The sequence below is a fragment of the Anabaenopsis arnoldii genome, assembly GCF_028331025.1.
Lineage (GTDB): Bacteria > Cyanobacteriota > Cyanobacteriia > Cyanobacteriales > Nostocaceae > Anabaenopsis > Anabaenopsis arnoldii.
The window spans coordinates 1-16,709 of the sequence record NZ_JAQMUH010000051.1; the positions used below are offsets into that span (position 1 = coordinate 1).

Consider the following 16,709-nt stretch of genomic DNA (forward strand, 5'->3'; position numbering starts at 1 on the left):
AAATCAAGCATAATTTGCTGTCTAATTATTTAATACAGCAACTCAAACGCCCAAGTATTCCTATGTGCTTGGTTTAATTGAAATTGTCCCGTGGCGCGGCTCCCTCCGCTCCCTATTTGTGCCAGTTGCGTAAGTCCTGACAATAAGCAATCTTCTGGACTGCTGAGAAAGCCTACTTGCATCAATAAAGAAGGAATGATAATCTGGCGGCAAAATGGCAAACTCCCCAAGCAGCTGTCTGTATCTGGCTTAACTCCCCAATTTGCTAACCGCGTGACACGCCCTAAAAGCTTGAGTAATAATAATTCCCCATGACTTTGACGCTCTTGGTTATCAGCAATGTAGTGGACACCCGCACCCTGGAGAGTGGGACTTATAGCAGCTTGAGCATGAATTTCTAGGGCGACATCACCCGGACAGCTCCGGGAATTAATCCAAGCAATACTCTCAGTGGCGCTCAGGTCATCGGGAACCGCTAAAACGTTACAACTTTGCGCGCGTAATTCTGTGACTATTAAATCCCGCAGCAAAATCATTTCTCTGGTTTCGTTTATATTACCTGCTATGGAGCCTGTATATAAACCTTTTGCTGCTTTACCTCCAGCAGCGGAAATAAAAATACGTCCCATTCTTTAGTTACTGTGTGTTATCAAAATTCAGTGCAAAGAATTTTACACATGATTGTTGGCTTTGGAGTAACAATATAATACCTATTAGTGACTACAAAATAATGAACTAAAATGCAAATTCCCCGTTTGCACCCAGATACAATTGAGGAAATTAAACAGCGTGCTGACATTGTTGATATTGTTTCACAGTACGTGGTTTTACGCAAGCGTGGTAAGGATTTTGTGGGCTTGTGTCCCTTCCACGATGAAAAAACCCCCAGTTTCACAGTCAGTCAAACTAAGCAAATGTATTATTGTTTCGGCTGTCAAGCCGGGGGAAATTCTATCAAGTTTTTAATGGACTTGGGCAAACAGTCTTTTGCGGAAGTAGTGTTAGATTTAGCACGACGTTATCAAGTACCTATCCAAACTCTCGCCCCAGAACAACGTCAAGAATTACAACGTCACATTTCTTTACGAGAAAAGTTGTATGAGGTTCTTGCTTCTGCGGCACAGTTTTATCAACACGCTCTCCGACAGAGCCTGGGAGAAAAAGCATATCAATATTTACTACGCGATCGCCAACTCCAAGAGGAAACAATTCAGCGGTTTGGTTTAGGTTATGCACCATCAGGGTGGGAAACTTTACATCGCTATCTAGTGGAAGATAAACACTACCCAGTACAATTATTAGAGAAAGCAGGATTAATTAAGCCGCGTCAGGGAGGAGGCGGTTATTATGATGTGTTCCGCGATCGCTTGATGATTCCTATCCGCGATGTTCAAGGGCGGATAATTGCTTTTGGTGCTAGAACCCTATCTGATGAGCAGCCAAAGTATTTAAATTCGCCAGACACCGAGCTTTTTAATAAGGGTAAAACTTTGTTCGCCCTTGATCAAGCTAAAACTGGAATTTCCCAATCTGATCAAGCTGTGGTAGTGGAAGGATATTTTGATGCGATCGCTCTCCATGCTGCTGGTATTACTAATGTTGTGGCTTCCCTGGGTACAGCCTTAAGTATAGAACAAGTGCGGTCAATCTTACGCTATACCGAATCTAAAGAATTAATACTCAACTTTGATGCTGACAAAGCCGGTAATATCGCTGCTGAACGCGCCATTGGGGAAATAGCCGCACTAGCATATAAAGGTGAAGTACAGCTGAAGATTCTCAATATTCCCGATGGTAAAGATGCTGACGAATACTTATATACTCATACACCAGAAGAGTATATAAAACTGCTAGCAACCGCCCCACTATGGCTGGATTGGCAGATTCAGCAAATTATTCACAATCGAGACTTAAAACAAGCTGCCGACTTTCAGCAGGTTAGCCAGCAAATAGTTAAATTACTTAAAGATATAGATAATAATGATACAAGAAATTATTACATCTCTCACTGTGCGGAAATCCTCAGCTTAGGTGACACCAGACTCATACCCCTACGGGTGGAAAATCTCTTAACTCAAATTGCGCCCACTAGAGTTATAACAAATAAACCTTTACCCCCTCAGAAAAAATGGTATAGTCCCAAACCTACCCCCTCTCCTATTTCAGGGGATAAAAGTCTTTTAGAATTAGCAGAGTCTTTACTATTAAGAATTTATCTGCACTGTCCCGAGCAGCGCCAAGCTATTTTGCAGACTTTAGAAGCAAGGAATTTAGAATTTAGCCTTTCCCACCATCGATTATTATGGCAAAAAATTTTGGAATTAACCGGAGATGAACTAGATTTAATATCAAGGTTACAAAATAAATATTTAGAATTATCAGAACCAATTGAGGTAATTTCCCATTTATTTCATCTGACTGAAAAAACTCAGAAAGACATCCTCCGGACACCCCAAGTAGTCCAAGCAGCCATGGCTGTGATGGAGAGAGTATTTACAGAGAAACGCTATCGTTACTTCTTAGAACTGTGGGAAAAAACCGGCTCAGAATCAGATTACCAATCTTTCTACACCGAAAAAATCCGACTACAGGAATTAGAGTGTCAACGCCAGTTTTCCATTACAGATTTACTTTAATTTCATCCTGAAAATTGCCTATGGGTCACCATACTGAATAAATTTTACCCATGGCAATAAAAAACCACAGATGAACAAAGTTCATCTGTGATTCAACTTAGCAAAAGCCTAAGCTAGTCCTACCAACTTGGCGCTTAAATCCCACAGACGTTCAGCCTTGTCATCATCACTGGCTTCATTAGAAACCTCTTGTAGAAATGATTTACGGTTTTTCTTTTGTCGATTTCCCCAGCTCCAATAAGCACCAGACTGATTATATGCAGGTTCGCTCACCACTTCTGCCACGCGATCGCCAGCCTCCTCCTCGGATACAAAGCCCCCAGTAATGTACTTTTGGAAAACTGGGAAAATCTTCTGAAACAAAGGATAATGATTTCTAAACAGAGCAGTCGTCGCCACACAACCGGGATAGAGCGAGCTAAAAGTGATCCCGTGTGACTCATGATAACGCCGATGTAGCTCCCTCATAGTCAACACATTACACACCTTGCTATCCTTGTAAGCCTTCACCGGTTCAAACTTCTTACCGTCAATCATCGTGACTGGATCTTTAAACCCTTGGGCAAAACCCTTCAAGTCGCCCAAATCTGGACGCGGTGGAATTTTTCCTCCCAACTCCTTGGGGTTATGGGTAACAGTTCCCAAAATCACCAACCTCGGCTCCGTAGATGGGGAATTTTTCAAGTCTTCCAAAAGCAAATTACACAAAAGGAAATGACCCAGGTGATTTGTGGCCACAGTCAGTTCAAATCCCTCTGGACTGCGCAATGGCTCCTTGATTAAAGGCATATAAATTGCCCCATTGCAAACCAAAGCATCCAAAGACCTACCACTGGCGCGAAAGTCCTTGACAAATTCCCGAACACTATCTAAAGAGGCTAAGTCAATATGCATGACTGTGTAGCTGTCCTGCTCCATTCCCAAAGACTTAGCAGCATTTTCCGCCTTGGATAAATCCCGACAGGCCATCACTACATACCATCCCCTTTGGGAAAGCGCTCTCGCGGCTTGCAAACCCACCCCAGAGGAAGCGCCAGTAATCACGACTGTTGACTTCTGATGTTGTGCCATTTTAATTAAAACTGCATGAATTGTCTGGTGACATTTTTATAATTTCTAATTTTCTCATATCACAGAACCACCAAGTTTTAACTTTTGAAAAGCGAATTACTGACAAAACAATGTCTCCCGTGTATCTCTTCCTGTTACGGGATTAGTACCTTTGGCAAGTTGGCACAATTTTTTCTCCTCATCCGGACGCAGCAGAACATCAGTAAAATCAGCACCATCAATAATCGCACCATCAAACCTAGCGTTAGAAGCAAACGCACCTTCTAAAATCGCATTGGTCAAATTAGCTTTAATCAGTCGAGCTGAATCTAAAGTAGCGAAGGACAGATCAGCACTCTCCAAATTTGCCGATTCTAAATTCGCCGCAAAAAAGCTGACACCACGCAAATTAGTATGGCTAAAGTTACTCTGGCGCAGATTAGCTTTAGTAAAACTAGAGTCTGTTAAATCACGTCCGGAAAAGTCAGACTCTATTAAAATCTCTTTGTTATATTCTAGGGCTAAAGCTGTTGGCGTATACCCTACAATTATTATCATGCCCACCACGACCCCAAGCAATACACCGAGTATGCTGGCCCAATTTTCCTTACTTAATCTATTATTCATCATATTTTTAACCAATGGCTAAACCTCCTTTCTCTCATTATCCCGATATTGGTGAATTAGGAGAAGACCTAGTAGCACAATGGTTACAGTCTAGGGGCTGGACTATTTTGCATCGTCGTTTTTGCAGCCGTTGGGGGGAAATCGACATTATTGCCCAGTTTCAGGAGCAACAGCTAGGTAGTGAAGGTGGTCTGTTTGTTGACCAATTACCCCAACTAGCATTTGTCGAAGTCAAAACCCGTAGTCCCAGAAGTTGGGATGCAGGGGGTAAAAGTGCCATCACGCCACAAAAGCAAGCTAAAATTTGGCGCACGGCCAAAATATTTTTAGCTGAGTATCCTCACAAGGCTGACTGCCCATGTCGCTTTGATGTTGCCATTGTCCACCGTCAGCAAATCTCAAAACAGCGGACTGGAATGACATTGACCTCAGAACCTTTAGCTAGTTTATCCGCAGATGGATACCAATTTTATTTGCAAGAATATCTCCGAGCAGCTTTTGATTGTTTTGCTGATGGCTGATGGTCTGGAATTAACAATCACGCTAGTGTTTCCGGACAGTAACCCAATCCTCGCACAAATTGTTGTCGGAAGGCTTCAATTTCTTCTTTCTCAGGGTTACCATGAGAAACTATGGCCACTTGGTAGCGGCGCATTACCTCTACGGGACATTGTCCCCCTTGTAAACTCCAAAGTGCCATCTGCACCCGCATTGGTGGTGTATACCTAATTCCTAATTCATTGAGAAAAGCTCGAAAGTCCCCATCCTCCTGGGGCGAAACTTCCTCTCTTAATTTTATTCTCACCACCCACCCATCAATTTGATGAATTACGGTGACGAAAGAAACTGGCATCTGAGGTCTGGTGTGGAGATGTTGTACAATTCTCAGGGTTATACTGGCATTTGCCAGGTAATATAAATATTCCATAGTTGCTGCTTGGGATTACCGCCCATCCTACATTTCCATCTTCCTCAATAGATCGCCCTTGCGAATAGGGTAAAAGCACCCGTTTTTATATGGGGAGGTCTACCCAATTTTCATCCTATTTCATGGTTTTGTATGTTCCCAATTCACATGAAAGTTACATAATATTAGGCTATGAAGGTAAACTCTAGTACGTTTTGCCGCGATTAAATGCCTATTCGGACGGAATATACGGATGTACTAGCAGTACCAGCTAAATCCAATTTTAAGTAAACTTACATAGAAGGTTTCCGCATGCAATCCATGTTTTATATCTTAACATTTAATGACTAAAAATTAATGTTTTTTAATATCTAGAGACGCACAATTGTGCGTCTCTATAACTTAATCTGTTTTAAATGAAATTTTGCAGATGTTGCACTAGTTGTTCTGCTTGCATCACTCCCTCAATTCTCTCCACTGGCTGACCTTGCTTAAATAGTACCAATGTTGGTAAGGCAGTAATTTGGTACTGATTTGCTAGCACTGTATACTTTTCAGTATCAATTTTTACGACACGCAACCGATTTTGTAATTGAGCATTAACTTTCTCTAAAATTGGCACCATCATCTGACAGGGGCCACACCAATCAGCATAAAAATCCACTAATACTGGTACATCAGAACCAGATAACATCTCTTCAAAACTGTTGAATTGTTTTTTTGTCGCCATGTGACACACACCAAATCTTTATTGATTGCTTTTAATGGTAATGTGTACCTTAAAGAATCGGCATATCATCATTTTGTTTTTATTGTTGCTCAATTTCCCCATCTTCCCAAAGGTATAGATATCCGGATCAGCAAGCAATTAAATCTAAAATCCTGCAATTATAAGCACAAATCACCATAAGATTATTAGCGCGGTTATTTGAAAAGCAAAAGGAATAATTTATGGAAACCTTGCAGGGAAAAGTTGCAATTGTCACAGGGGCTTCACGGGGGATTGGACGAGCGATCGCTTTAGAACTAGCTAAACAAGGAGCGAGTATAGTAGTTAATTATGCTAGTTCTAGCGGTGCTGCCGACACTGTAGCCGCAGAAATTAATGCCGCCGGAGGTCAGGCTATTGCCCTAAAAGCTGATGTATCCAAGGTTGAACAAGTGGAGGCATTATTTAACGCCACCATAGAAAAGTTTCAGCGCCTTGATATTATTGTCAATAATGCCGGTATTACTCGCGACACATTACTTTTACGCATGAAGCCAGAAGATTGGCAAGCAGTAATTGACCTCAACCTGACAGGTGTGTTCTTATGCACACGCGCCGCCAGTAAAATCATGCTCAAACAACGTTCTGGACGCATTATTAATATTGCCTCCGTAGCTGGACAAATGGGTAACCCAGGTCAAGCCAACTATAGCGCCGCCAAAGCAGGGGTCATCGGCTTTACTAAAACAGTCGCCAAAGAACTCGCTTCTCGCGGGATCACAGTTAATGCCGTTGCTCCTGGTTTTATTGCCACAGACATGACCAGTAAACTTAGCAACACCGAAGATATTTTGAAATATATCCCTCTGGGTCGCTACGGTCAACCAGAAGAAATAGCTGGTATGGTGCGGTTCCTCGCTGCTGATCCTGCTGCTGCTTACATTACTGGACAAGTCTTTAACGTTGATGGCGGCATGGTAATGTAATCATGAGTGACTCCAGGTTCTTTGCCAGATGGTAAAGCTCAAGAGCATGACAATACTAATGGCAGTGGTCAATATCACCACCACAGTCATGCCTTGTATTCTCATGGCTAGCAAGTTAAAAACTAAAGTGATACTCCACAGAGTCAAGGCAGCATGGCCTTGGGAAAATCCCCAGGCGAGTAAGCGGTGGTGTATGTGGTCTTTACCGGGGGTACTCAGAGGGTTTTTTCCTGCCAATAACCTGCGGATAAACACTTGTGTAGTATCCAATACTGGCAATATGAGAAATAAAATCGTCGGTCCGAGGGCAAAAATTGTATTTTGTTGCAGGTTACCTAAAATACTAGTTGCAGCTAGGACATAACCAAAAAAGTATGCACCAGCATCACCCATGATAATCCTTGAGGGGTGGAAGTTATGGCGCAAAAAGCCCAAAGCTCCACCCCCTAAAGCTGCCAGCACTAAAATAGCAGCCGCCCGATTGGGAAATTGGGCAGCAACCCCTAACAAACTCATGGCAGTGATAAAACTCACTCCCCCAGCCAATCCATCCATACCGTCCATCAAATTGATGGCGTTAGTGATACCTACTACCCAAAGTACCGTTATCGCCATGGAAAATAGCGAGTCTAGGGGCGTGTTCAATCCAACATCAATCCTGATGCCGTTGGCATACAGCAACAATGCCGTGACAATCTGTGCCCACAGGCGCACAGAGGGCGGCAAACCGAACTGATCATCAATAAAACCAACAAGCACTAGGATGGAACCTCCTAGTAAAATGGTTAGGACTTGAGCCAAGACGCTTTGCAGGGCAATAGGTCGTAACAGGCTAGCTAGTACCATAGCGGCAATCACTCCCGCATAAATAGCTAAACCACCCGCATTGGGTAAAGGCTGCTGGTTGAGTCGTCGTGCATTTGGTTGGTCAGCCCAACCTACCCGCAAGGCAAATTTGCGTATTGTGGGAATCAAACGCCAGGTTACCAACCAAGCCAAAAGAAACGTAAATACTACTGCCAACCAGCCGGAACCGCTAGGGTCGGCAATGCCGAGGGACTTAAGAAAGTTGTCTAGATTCATCCCCCAATTCAAGCATTACTGCCATTGTCCTATATGAGTATCAACTGTAATATTACTCAATTTTGGGAATTTGCATTTATAATCTGAACTGTTTGGTGATTAGCACTCTAGTCTAGTGAGTGCTAAATTGTCTAATGGAAGGACTAGAGAGATAAAACATGGCAAAAATTATTTCATTTGATGAAGAGTCACGGCGAGCGCTAGAGAAAGGTGTTAACGCCATAGCTGACGCGGTAAAAATCACCCTCGGACCTAGAGGTCGTAACGTCCTTTTAGAAAAAAAATTTGGCGCGCCCCAAATCGTTAATGATGGGATCACAGTTGCCAAAGAAGTTGAATTAGAAGATCCCTTAGAAAACACCGGTGCAAGACTGATTCAAGAAGTGGCATCCAAAACCAAGGATATCGCTGGTGATGGAACCACCACCGCCACAGTTTTAGCACAGGCGATGATTCGAGAAGGTTTAAAGAACGTCGCCGCTGGTACTAACCCCATGAGCTTGAAGCGGGGGATCGACAAAACTATTGAAGTGTTGGTACAAGAAATTGCCAAGTTGGCAAAACCAGTAGAAGGAAGTGCGATCGCCCAAGTGGCCACTGTTTCCTCCGGTAATGATGAACAAGTGGGCGCAATGATTGCCGAAGCCATGGAAAAGGTCACCAAAGACGGTGTGATCACTGTGGAAGAATCTAAATCCCTGACTACCGAACTGGAAGTAGTGGAAGGGATGCAAATTGACCGGGGTTATATTTCTCCCTACTTCATTACCAATAACGACAGACAAATCGTAGAATTTGAAAACGCCCGCATCCTGATTACCGACAAAAAAATCAGCAGCATCCAGGATTTAGTTCCTGTGTTGGAAAAAGTAGCCCGTCTGGGTCAACCCTTGCTGATTATTGCCGAAGACTTAGAAGGAGACGCTTTAGCAACTTTAGTAGTCAATAAAGCTCGCGGTGTCCTGGCTGTGGCTGCTATCAAAGCACCCGGATTTGGCGATCGCCGCAAAGCTTTGTTACAAGATATTGCGATTCTCACCGATGGACAGATGATTTCTGAAGAAATCGGTTTAAGTCTAGACACTGCTACTTTAGAAATGCTCGGAACAGCCCGCAAAATCACCATTGACAAAGAAAGCACCACAATTGTGGCCGGTGGTGAAACCAAACCAGAGGTACAAACCCGAGTTGCTCAAATTCGTAAGCAATTGGCAGAAACTGATTCTGACTACGATCGCGAAAAACTCCAAGAACGCATTGCCAAGCTAGCAGGCGGTGTCGCAGTCATTAAAGTGGGTGCGGCCACAGAAACCGAACTCAAAGACCGCAAACTACGCATTGAAGACGCGCTCAACGCCACTAAAGCTGCTGTAGAAGAAGGGATAGTGCCCGGTGGTGGTACAACCCTGATCAACTTGACTAAGAAAATAGACCCCATCAAAGCAACCCTTCACGAAGAAGAAAAAATTGCCGCGGATATTATCAAACGCGCATTAGAAGCTCCCTTACGTCAGATAGTAGATAATGCCGGCGAAGAGGGTTCTGTCATCGTCTCTCAAGTCAAGGAAAGCGATGGCAATATTGGTTACAATGCTGCTACTGGCAAATTTGAGGATTTGATTGCTGCCGGTATCATTGATCCTGCGAAAGTTGTCCGTTCAGCTTTGCAAAATGCTGCTTCTATTGCCGCTATGGTCTTGACTACTGAAGCCATTGTCGCCGAAAAACCAGAGAAGAAACCCGCCGGTCCTGCTCCTGACATGGGCGGCATGGGCGGCATGGGCGGCATGGGCGGCATGGGCGGTATGGGCGGTATGGGCGGTATGGGTATGTTCTAGTCTGTGTTGCTGAATGTAAATATTTTCTGGTGCAGTTTGCCTTGCTCAGGCAAACTGTTTTTTTTCATCTCCAAGTCTAAGTCTGGCGGGAGCGTTGGGCTGGCGCGACGCTGGTATACTGATCAAATGATTCCTATGGGTTAAAACGGTAAACAGTTAGGGAATGAATTATGAGGAGTGGCGACCAAAATTTAGTTATTTTGACCCTCTATATTATTGGCGTTGCTTACGTCTTTAATCGTATGGTGGAGTCTATTGATGATCAAGTAAAATTTGAATTTAAAAAAGCAGCGGTTGATCAACAACTCAAAGAACAAAATCTCCTCGACCAAGTGGGGATTTCTTTTAAATTCAAATCCTTATATGCCGTAGATGACGTCAAAGATTTATCCCTGAGTATTGAAAATAAATCCGATAATATTGCCATATATGTAGACTGGGACAATAGCTCTTTAGTGGTGGAACATAGCAAGCAATCACGTCGAGTCATTCGCAAATCACCTGATTTAACCCGTGACTTAGGTGTACCACAAAGTCCTAGCCTGATTGCTCCCCAGAAAACTCTTTCAGAAACGGTAACAGCAGAAGATGTTTTTGACCGTGATGCCGCCACAGGAACCTACTCTGCTACCAAACCCATAGTTAATATCACAGCACTAAGTAAAGGTGGTGGACCGCAAAAAAAGTTATATAACGATTTTATGAAGGAAAGAAAGGACTTGACATTTTCACTCCAGCTAGTGTTACGCATCTCTGAATTACGTGTGGGTCTAGCCCCGGGTGTGGATATCCCCCCCACTTGTATTATCAATTGTCCTTTCACTATTAGAAAAGTACCCTGGACTTATGCTTTGCCTTGGAAGAAAAAATAAGTAATCCAAACCAGGCACATTGTGCCATCCCGGATTACACTGGAGTTGGGGAGAGAGTAGGCGCAGGCGGTTGCAGATCAGTTACAGTGACTGGTTTGAGGAAAGTCCGGGCTCCCCAAAGACCAAACTTGCTGGATAACCCCCAGTGCGAGCGATCGCGAGGATAGTGCCACAGAAAGATACCGCCTTTTTTTTAAAGGTAAGGGTGCAAAGGTGCGGTAAGAGCGCACCAGCACAACCGAGAGGTTGTGGCTCGGTAAACCCCGGTTGGGAGCAAGGCGAAAGGAAACTAAGGTTGGTCTTTTACCAGTTTCCAATGATTAGAGCCGCTCGAGGCGTTTGGTAACAAGCGTCCCAGATAGATAACTGCCCTCAAAGGTGTTTTTTAACAGTCGGCGAGAACAGAACCCGGCTTATGTCCGACTCTCTCCCCTCTTTTTATTCCCCAGCCCCCCATCCCGTTTAATGACACTTGTTTATCCACGTCGTCAGCGACAGCTCGAAAGTTTAGTCAGAAAGTTAGGTTTACCACCAGGTTTACCCATTAAGTGGGAACTGTTGGATTTGGCTCTGACTCATCCTAGTGTTTCTGAATCCGCAAATTATCAACAATTGGAGTTTGTCGGTGATGCGGTGGTGCGACTGGCGGCCTCGGTAGTTTTGTGGGAAACATATCCTGATTGTCCAGTAGGGGATTTTGCTGCTATTCGTTCAGTTTTGGTGAGCGATCGCATCCTGGCTCAACTAGCAAGAGAATATGGTTTCCAGTTATATTTACTTGTGGTCGGTAGTGCTACCAGTGATAAAATTGGTCAAGAATCACGATTAGCAGATGCTTTTGAAGCTGTTCTAGGTGCCTTGTACCTGAGCACAAACAACCTGGAATTAATTCGCCCTTGGCTAGATTTTCACTGGCAAAAGTTAGCCACGGAAATTCGCCGCGACCCAGCCCGACTCAACTACAAAGCAGCTCTCCAAGAATGGACACAGGCAGAATTTAAAGTTTTACCTGAGTATCGAGTCAGGGAAGTTAATCAACCGAATCCACATCAAGATCGCTTCGCCGCAGAAGTTTGGCTTCATGACAATAAACTAGGTGAAGGTAAAGGACGCTCAATCAAAGCTGCGGAGCAAGCCGCAGCCAAAGTAGCTTTTTTAGCTATTTGTCCCCCAGAAAAACAGTGAATATAACGATAGCTCTGACTTCCTAATGGCGAGTCAGGTAACCCATAATGCCGTTATCTTGACCACCAGAAGTCTCAATCACGCCTTCTTTTGCAGCTGCACCAGTTAATAAAGCACTATCAATCATCGGCAAGGTAATCTTGACAGCCGTGCCTTTGTTTATACCCGCACTTTCCAGAGTAATACTACCTCCCATCGCTTCGACTAAATTCCGCGAAATAGCTAATCCTAGCCCCGTACCTTCAACTTTGCGTGTGGTTCCTCCATCTAACATCACAAAGGGGCGAAATAGTTTGTGCTGCTGGGTAGGTTCTATCCCTAGACCTGTATCTGTGATGCTGATTATTACCTGAGATTTGTTCTGACTAGATTTGGAAATGGCTGTAGCAATGGTAATGCTTCCTTGGTCGGTAAACTTAGTGGCATTACCAATGATATTAATGATCACCTGCTTTAACTTTACCGCATCTGCTGCGACAGGAATCAAATCAGTACCTAAATCGGTTTTTAACTGCAAACCTTTGTTTTGAATATTTACTGATTGTAAATTAATCACTTCCAGCAGTATTTGTCGCAGATCAATAGGTACTGTAACTACTGACAGCTTACCTGCTTCAATTTTAGAAATATCAAGCAGCTCATTAATAATACCTAACAAGTGAATAGCTGTTTCGTCGGCACGTTGCAGAAATTCTATTTCCTCTTCCCGGCTATCACACAAGCCATCATGCACCACCCGCACACAATTAATAATCACATTAAGTGGATTTCTCAACTCATGGGAAGTAGTAGCCAAAAACTGACTTTTGATCTGGTTGGCACTTTTTGCCTCTTTCCAAGCATTTTCTAGTTCTTCGGCCCAGGCCTTGAGTCTCTCAACCATTTGGTCTATGGCTTGGGCTAGTTGGTTAAACTCCCGAATTTGGAAATTTCGCGGTACTGGTTGTGCGGCGTGGTGGCTATGAAGATGCAGAGCATAGTCTCGCAATTGTTCTACAGGAGTGGCTAAATAAGGCGCTAGATATAGGGATACTAACAAACTCGCACCAATCAAACCAACTGTTAAAACAATCAGGATGAGTTTAATTTCTTCTAAACCTAGGAGGGCATTATCTACAGTGGTTACAGCCAGAACTATCCATTTTTTCCCCGGTTGTGTTGTGATGGGATTAGCAATAGCCCTGTAACCCACGATGAATTCTGTACCCTCTTGAGAAGCTAAATTGACGGAGTTACTTTGTCCCGCTACGGCATTTTTGACAATTGCTTGCAGTTGGCCAGCATCTGGGTGTTCTTGAATATTACTACCAACTAACTCCGCTGATGGGTGTGCTAAAATTATCCCATTTTCAGAAATTACTACCGTAGAGCCTGTTAAGGAACCCGGTTGATTTGTGCTTTGTTTATATAGTGCTGATTTGATGCTCAATGTATATCGCACTTGCCCTGTGGGGTTGTTGACTGGGGTAGATAGTAGCAGTTGCAGTTGATTACCCCGATTTATTTGACCTGTGGTTCCTAATTTTGGCGGTAATATTTTTTGTATATTAATTTCTCCTGTTTGCTGAGGAATAGATGATTCCCACTCGGTAATTGGTTGCTCACCACAGCTACTGGCAATAATTTTACTTGTTTGTATATTGGTTAATTGTAAGCAGTCAATGTGACTTGGTAATTGTTTTGCTACTTCAGTGAGATATTTTTCTACTTGGGCTGAGGAACCGGACTGAATGACTCTTGTTTGACTCAGAATGAGTAAGTGAGTTTTGAGGCTAGCGATCGCATTAGCTATTTTTTCACTTTTGAAAACAGCACTCTCTGTAAGATTTTCGCCGGCGGTTTTTAATAGGCTAGATCTGGCTTTATTCAAAGCCACGATTTCCCCGAGCAATATCACCGGGACAAACAACAGCAAAATTCTTGTTACTAAAATACGTCGAAAGGATGATTGACGAGCCTTAGCCATCGAGTATCTCACTTCGCATCTGTAAACCACAAAATTAACGATGTGCAATTAGAACAGCTCAAAGAGATATTCTGCTAAGTTATAATTGTGTTTTTGTCAACTGCCAAAAGTTGCAAATATTGAACGTATAACCAGAAATTAGACATATCAAAACTCTTATGGGGTAAATGTGAATGTGACTGCTGTTGCATATAGATATAGATATATTATGAAATTGCTCAATAGTAGCCGTAGGCAAATATTGTTTAGCAAATCAATTCACTAACAAGTAAAATTTCCAAAATATCACACTCATCCCATAATGCAACATCGTCCTCATACTATAGTAGTTTTGGCCATGAGTGCAGATGGCAAGATAGCAGATTTTAGGCGATCGCCTGCTCGTTTTGGCTCAGGAGCTGATAAAGCACACCTGGAAAAACAAATCGCTGCTTCTGATGCCGTTTTATTAGGTGCTGGCACTATTCGCGCCTACGGTACAACACTTACCGTATCACAACCAATTCTGCTGCAACAACGAATGAAAGAGGGTAAACCCCCCCAGCCGGTTCATATAGTCCTTACACAATCTGCCGAACTTCATCCGGAAATTAGGTTTTTCCAACAGCCTATTGAACGCTGGTTACTCACCACAACCACGGGAGCAGATGCTTGGGCAAAAAGGCAACAGACAGCACCCACAAAGGAGTTAACAGCCTTACAGGGTTGTCCTGCTAAATTTGATGAAATTCTCATTTTTGATACACCCACGGGCAATGTAGACCTATCTGCTGCTTTGTTACACCTTAGATCCCTAGACATAAACCGGTTAGCAGTATTAGGGGGCGGGGAATTAGTAGCTGCTCTATTGCAATTAGATTTAATTGATGAACTGTGGTTAACAGTGTGTCCACTAATTTTAGGCGGTGCATCTGCGCCTACACCAGTAGAGGGTGAGGGATTTTTATCACAATTAGCCCCCAAGTTAGAACTTTTAGAAGTGCATCAAGTCCAGCAAGAGGTGTTTTTACACTATCGGCTACAACGTTAATCTATTGTAGCCATTCCCCATTCCCCATTCCCTATTCCCTTAATGGTTATTAACTGTATTCTAGGTAACCCACTAGTCCACTTTCAGTGGACTTGAGCTATTAGACAGGGAATTTATTCCCTGGCGAATGGAAGTAGACAACAATTTCCCCCTTACTCCTTACCTGTTCCCTGTTCCCTTTTTTATTTCCCCAAAGTTTTATTTAAAAAAATTTACTTAATTTTGACATCACAGCGGATCTTTGACAAGTGTCATAGGTTATACTACTGGCTAATAATTCTCTCGGCAGTTTCACCAAATTACAAAGTACTTTATTGACAATCTGGTGCGGACATCTCCAATGTCCCGAAATAGTGCGATCGCCATCGCCTATAACAAAAACAGCCCCCGTATAGTAACTGATTAAATTTACATTTTCAACTTAAGCAGTAGCGGAAACCCTTGACTTTTGTAGCTCACAGATATTTTAGGAAAAGGTGATTTATCTATGGTAACTAGTGCTTCCAACCATCCCAACTTAGTGATTAGTTCCCTGACAATTCCCACAGAGGTAACTTGGGGCGAAACCTATGAGGTTTCTTGGACGGTCACCAACCAAGGTGAAACAGCAACCACGAGAAGATATTGGTATGATGAGGTTTACTTTTCACTTAATGACCAACTGGGCAATGACTTTTACTTAGGTGGTTACGAATATGAAGGGGCGGTATTAGCACCAGGGGACAGTTACACTGGCTCTGCTCAAATTACCGTCCCCCCCGGATTTAGCGGAACTGGATATATTTTTGTTGTCGCCAATGAGTATAGTGACCAATTAGAGACAGACCGAGAAGATAATCTAGCAGTCCAAGCAGTACAGGTCAGTGCTTCTGATTTATTGGGTGATTTACCGGATTTAGTAGTCACCTCAATTACGGCGGCGGAATCTGTGAGGTGGGGGGAAACTCAGGAAATATCCTGGACTGTCACTAACCAAGGTAGTCAGACAACTGGGACAAACTACTATTGGTGGAGGGATAGGATTTATTTTTCCTTAGATGAGAGTTTTGATGAGAATGATATATTTGTAGGTGAGTATTCTAACTATTATTATAATCAACAACTAGCTCCTGGGCAGAGTTATACAGCTTCACAGACAGTCACAGTTCCCCCAGGGTTTACAGGTAGTGGGTATTTGTTGGTAGTGACAAATTCCTATTATAGTCTATACGAGTCGGATATTACTAATAATGTTTTGGCGCAAGCAATTGAAATTAACCAAGTTGATTTACCAGATTTAGTAGTCACAGAAGCAACCATTTCCACTAGTACCGCAGGTTGGGGTGAGTCTGTAGAAGTAAGTTGGACCGTGACCAATCAGGGAGAGGGTATAGCTAAAGAGGAGTGGTATGATTATATTTACCTATCCACAGATGACATATGGGATGATAGCGATCGCTATGTGTCCGATTTCTGGGCTGGTAATAGCCCCTTGGCAATAGATGGAAGTTACAGCTTAACAGGCAATATATTCATTCCTTATGATGTAGCAGCGGGTAATTATCATCTGCTAGTAGTGACAAATCCTGACGATTATTACTACTACAACCAACAATATGAAACAGATGAGACTAATAATACCTTTGCAGTTCCCATTACCATCAACGAAGTTGATTTACCAGATTTAGTAGTCACGGAAGCAACCATTTCTAGCAGCACCCCAGGTTGGGGTGAGTCTGTAGAAGTAAGTTGGACCGTGACCAATCAGGGAGAGGGTATAGCTAAAGAGGAGTGGTATGATTATATTTACCTATCCACAGATGACATATGGGATGATAGCG

The 16,709-nt window shown here is 43.1% G+C and carries 14 protein-coding genes, 1 other RNA gene and 1 pseudogene; 9 read left to right on the forward strand and 7 right to left on the reverse strand.

The genetic code is table 11. The features are described from left to right. Positions 1–149: 149 nt before the first annotated feature. Positions 150–629: pseudogene (locus PN457_RS04000) on the reverse strand (N-acetylmuramoyl-L-alanine amidase); the annotation flags it as partial. A 111-nt stretch (positions 630–740) separates the two neighbouring features. On the opposite strand from PN457_RS04000, the gene dnaG reads away from it, so the two are divergent. Then, the gene (gene dnaG / locus PN457_RS04005; protein WP_271731477.1) at positions 741–2,636 is read left to right on the forward strand and encodes a DNA primase; all 1,896 of its coding nucleotides are present in this window, start codon (positions 741–743) and stop codon (positions 2,634–2,636) included. Between the two features lie 108 nt (positions 2,637–2,744). Here dnaG and PN457_RS04010 read toward each other — a convergent pair whose 3' ends face one another. Beyond that, entirely contained in the window at positions 2,745–3,707 is a 963-nt protein-coding gene (locus tag PN457_RS04010; protein WP_271731478.1) for a protochlorophyllide reductase, read from the reverse strand. A 96-nt stretch (positions 3,708–3,803) separates the two neighbouring features. Then, on the reverse strand, positions 3,804–4,313 hold the full coding sequence (locus PN457_RS04015; RefSeq protein ID WP_271731489.1) for a pentapeptide repeat-containing protein: 510 nt from the start codon (positions 4,311–4,313) through the stop codon (positions 3,804–3,806). A 14-nt stretch (positions 4,314–4,327) separates the two neighbouring features. On the opposite strand from PN457_RS04015, the gene PN457_RS04020 reads away from it, so the two are divergent. Beyond that, positions 4,328–4,834, forward strand: coding sequence for a YraN family protein (locus PN457_RS04020; protein WP_271731479.1), 507 nt, complete (start codon positions 4,328–4,330; stop codon positions 4,832–4,834). A gap of 17 nt (positions 4,835–4,851) precedes the next feature. Here PN457_RS04020 and PN457_RS04025 read toward each other — a convergent pair whose 3' ends face one another. Together PN457_RS04025 and trxA are read right to left on the reverse strand one after the other, a co-directional pair. After that, positions 4,852–5,241 carry a hypothetical protein gene (locus PN457_RS04025; RefSeq protein WP_271731480.1) on the reverse strand — a complete coding sequence of 130 codons (390 nt, stop codon included), beginning with the start codon at positions 5,239–5,241 and terminating at the stop codon, positions 4,852–4,854. Positions 5,242–5,632: 391 nt separating this feature from the next. Next, entirely contained in the window at positions 5,633–5,950 is a 318-nt protein-coding gene (gene trxA, locus PN457_RS04030) for a thioredoxin (protein ID WP_271731481.1), read from the reverse strand. Positions 5,951–6,171: 221 nt separating this feature from the next. On the opposite strand from trxA, the gene fabG reads away from it, so the two are divergent. Next, on the forward strand, positions 6,172–6,915 hold the full coding sequence (gene fabG / locus PN457_RS04035; protein ID WP_271731482.1) for a 3-oxoacyl-[acyl-carrier-protein] reductase: 744 nt from the start codon (positions 6,172–6,174) through the stop codon (positions 6,913–6,915). On the opposite strand, the gene PN457_RS04040 is transcribed toward fabG, so the two are convergent. Beyond that, positions 6,916–7,998: an MraY family glycosyltransferase gene (locus PN457_RS04040; protein WP_271731483.1), complete on the reverse strand. Its 1,083-nt coding sequence runs from the start codon at positions 7,996–7,998 to the stop codon at positions 6,916–6,918. A 158-nt stretch (positions 7,999–8,156) separates the two neighbouring features. On the opposite strand from PN457_RS04040, the gene groL reads away from it, so the two are divergent. The 4 genes from groL (at position 8,157) to rnc (ending at position 11,893) form a co-directional block, all read left to right on the forward strand. Further along, entirely contained in the window at positions 8,157–9,836 is a 1,680-nt protein-coding gene (groL, locus tag PN457_RS04045; RefSeq protein ID WP_271731484.1) for a chaperonin GroEL, read from the forward strand. A gap of 170 nt (positions 9,837–10,006) precedes the next feature. Continuing rightward, positions 10,007–10,708 (forward strand): hypothetical protein, encoded by a 702-nt coding sequence (locus PN457_RS04050; protein ID WP_271731485.1) that lies wholly within the window; start codon positions 10,007–10,009, stop codon positions 10,706–10,708. A gap of 53 nt (positions 10,709–10,761) precedes the next feature. Then, positions 10,762–11,139, forward strand: an RNA gene (gene rnpB, locus PN457_RS04055) — RNase P RNA component class A. 34 nt (positions 11,140–11,173) lie between these two features. Then, positions 11,174–11,893, forward strand: coding sequence for a ribonuclease III (gene rnc, locus PN457_RS04060; protein WP_271731486.1), 720 nt, complete (start codon positions 11,174–11,176; stop codon positions 11,891–11,893). Between the two features lie 22 nt (positions 11,894–11,915). Here rnc and PN457_RS04065 read toward each other — a convergent pair whose 3' ends face one another. Further along, a complete protein-coding gene (locus PN457_RS04065) occupies positions 11,916–13,859 on the reverse strand; it encodes a sensor histidine kinase (RefSeq protein ID WP_271731487.1) in 1,944 nt (647 codons plus the stop codon). Positions 13,860–14,157: 298 nt separating this feature from the next. Here PN457_RS04065 and PN457_RS04070 point away from each other — a divergent pair, with 298 nt between their 5' ends. After that, positions 14,158–14,889 (forward strand): RibD family protein, encoded by a 732-nt coding sequence (locus tag PN457_RS04070; RefSeq protein WP_271731490.1) that lies wholly within the window; start codon positions 14,158–14,160, stop codon positions 14,887–14,889. A gap of 487 nt (positions 14,890–15,376) precedes the next feature. After that, positions 15,377–16,709 (forward strand): CARDB domain-containing protein (locus PN457_RS04075; protein WP_271731488.1); only part of this gene is annotated, 1,333 nt, incomplete at its 3' end.

Bases quoted from the DNA above. Each gene is read 5' to 3' on its own strand.
- dnaG (WP_271731477.1), top strand. From the start codon at position 741: ATGCAAATTCCCCGTTTGCACCCAGATACAATTGAGGAAATTAAACAG.
- PN457_RS04010 (WP_271731478.1), bottom strand. From the start codon at position 3,707: ATGGCACAACATCAGAAGTCAACAGTCGTGATTACTGGCGCTTCCTCT.
- PN457_RS04015 (WP_271731489.1), bottom strand. From the start codon at position 4,313: ATGAATAATAGATTAAGTAAGGAAAATTGGGCCAGCATACTCGGTGTA.
- PN457_RS04020 (WP_271731479.1), top strand. From the start codon at position 4,328: ATGGCTAAACCTCCTTTCTCTCATTATCCCGATATTGGTGAATTAGGA.
- PN457_RS04025 (WP_271731480.1), bottom strand. From the start codon at position 5,241: ATGGAATATTTATATTACCTGGCAAATGCCAGTATAACCCTGAGAATT.
- trxA (WP_271731481.1), bottom strand. From the start codon at position 5,950: ATGGCGACAAAAAAACAATTCAACAGTTTTGAAGAGATGTTATCTGGT.
- fabG (WP_271731482.1), top strand. From the start codon at position 6,172: ATGGAAACCTTGCAGGGAAAAGTTGCAATTGTCACAGGGGCTTCACGG.
- PN457_RS04040 (WP_271731483.1), bottom strand. From the start codon at position 7,998: ATGAATCTAGACAACTTTCTTAAGTCCCTCGGCATTGCCGACCCTAGC.
- groL (WP_271731484.1), top strand. From the start codon at position 8,157: ATGGCAAAAATTATTTCATTTGATGAAGAGTCACGGCGAGCGCTAGAG.
- PN457_RS04050 (WP_271731485.1), top strand. From the start codon at position 10,007: ATGAGGAGTGGCGACCAAAATTTAGTTATTTTGACCCTCTATATTATT.
- rnc (WP_271731486.1), top strand. From the start codon at position 11,174: ATGACACTTGTTTATCCACGTCGTCAGCGACAGCTCGAAAGTTTAGTC.
- PN457_RS04065 (WP_271731487.1), bottom strand. From the start codon at position 13,859: ATGGCTAAGGCTCGTCAATCATCCTTTCGACGTATTTTAGTAACAAGA.